Source organism: Streptomyces sp. WM4235, assembly GCF_001279725.1.
Lineage (GTDB): Bacteria > Actinomycetota > Actinomycetes > Streptomycetales > Streptomycetaceae > Streptomyces.
In genome coordinates, this window is the sequence record NZ_LGDE01000180.1 from 1 (window position 1) to 1,409 (window position 1,409).

2 protein-coding genes are annotated in these 1,409 nt (G+C 68.1%); one reads left to right on the top strand and one right to left on the bottom strand.

Annotated elements, in window-relative coordinates; all coding sequences use genetic code 11:
* Window positions 1–419, bottom strand: a 419-nt coding sequence (locus ADK55_RS14840) for a response regulator transcription factor (RefSeq protein WP_199826522.1), incomplete at its 3' end; no start/stop codon positions are given.
* A 204-nt stretch (window positions 420–623) separates the two neighbouring features.
* Between ADK55_RS14840 and ADK55_RS39205 the strand changes: the two genes are divergently transcribed.
* The gene (locus ADK55_RS39205; RefSeq protein WP_053678877.1) at window positions 624–1,106 is read left to right on the top strand and encodes a hypothetical protein; all 483 of its coding nucleotides are present in this window, start codon (window positions 624–626) and stop codon (window positions 1,104–1,106) included.
* Window positions 1,107–1,409 lie beyond the last annotated feature (303 nt).

Below are 1,409 nucleotides of genomic sequence, written 5' to 3' on the forward strand. Positions count from 1 at the left end.
ACCGTGCGTTGTGCAAGGTCAATTTCGAGGCCGTCGAGGGTGAGGGGGCGGTCCTGGTGGGTGGGGTGTTTCATGCTGCGTCGCAGGACTGCTTCGATGCGGGCGAGGAGTTCGGCGGTGCCGAAGGGTTTCACCACGTAGTCGTCCGCGCCGCTGCGTAGTCCGCGGACGCGGTCGGGCTCGCCTCCTCGGGCGGTGACGGCGATGACGGGGACGCCGCCTCTGGCTCGCAGCTCCCGGCAGACCTCGATTCCGTCGCGGTCCGGCAGGCCCAGGTCGAGCAGGACAAGATCGACGGGGGGTGCGTTGAGGGCTTGCGCGGCGTTGGCAGCGCGTTGCACGTCGTAGCCGTTGCGGCGCAGGGCGCCGGCGAGGGCTTCGGCGACTCGGTTGTCGTCTTCGACGACGAGTATGCGCAACAGGTCCTCCTGGTGCTCCGTTGGCCGGCCCGTGCGCCCCTGGGGAACTGGGTGTGGCGGGGCCGCGGCCTTTGGGACCAGCCTAGAAGTGATCCAGGTCACTGAATCCTAAACCTAGGTTAAGAGCGGGGGTTTTCCCTGTCGTCCTGCTGTCGCGGATGCCACGGTCTGAGGTATAGCAGCGTTCAGTCCCAGGAGGCCGTCATGGGCGTGAAGGAAGCACCATCCGCACCGGCGCGGCGTACGGCCGGGGACCTGGTGGCTGAGTTCGACCAGGAACGGCCGGCGCGCAAGCTCTCACCCGCGGTGTCCGCGGCGGTGTCCGCGCTGTGTGCCGGCCTGTCGATCTTCGTGCTGTATGCGGTCTTCTTCCCCGTTGCCAGGGGCGGCCAGTACTACCTGACGCTCTTCCTTGCCGCAGCGCTGCCGCTGATCTTCCTGACATACCGAGGGACGGGTGCGGGGGCCGGCTTTCACCCTGCCGTGGCGCCGGAGCGAGGCTTGGGAGCGGGCCAGGCGACATACCGCGACGATCCGGGCTGGTTCGACTGGGTGCTCGCCGCCGAGAACGTGAACGCGGCCGCCAGCGAGATCGACCCTGCCCAGGCCGACGGCGTGGCCCCCCTCCCCCTCAACCACGGCGCCGAGAACGCGCTCAAGGCCCTGACCATGAAACCCCGACCCTGACCCGACCCCTGCCCACCTGCAGACACCTGTACCAACAACCAGACCCCGCCCCTCAGTCAAGACGAGCAAGCCCCCCTCCCTCAACAGACCCAGGGCGCAGGCGCACCCCGACCACACCAACCGGACCGCCCGCCCTCCCCCCAAGGGTGATCACGATGTGCGCCATGAAACCGTCACGCTCCCGCAGCTTCCCGATAGCCGCAGAGAAACAGGCAGTACCCAAAGCCCGCAGACTCGTGCTGGCCGTCGTACGCGGATGGAACCTGCAACTGACGGGGGAGACACTCGAAGAACTCGCGCTGC

Excerpts from the sequence above, each read along its gene's own strand:
- ADK55_RS39205 (WP_053678877.1), top strand. The coding sequence starts at position 624 with ATGGGCGTGAAGGAAGCACCATCCGCACCGGCGCGGCGTACGGCCGGG.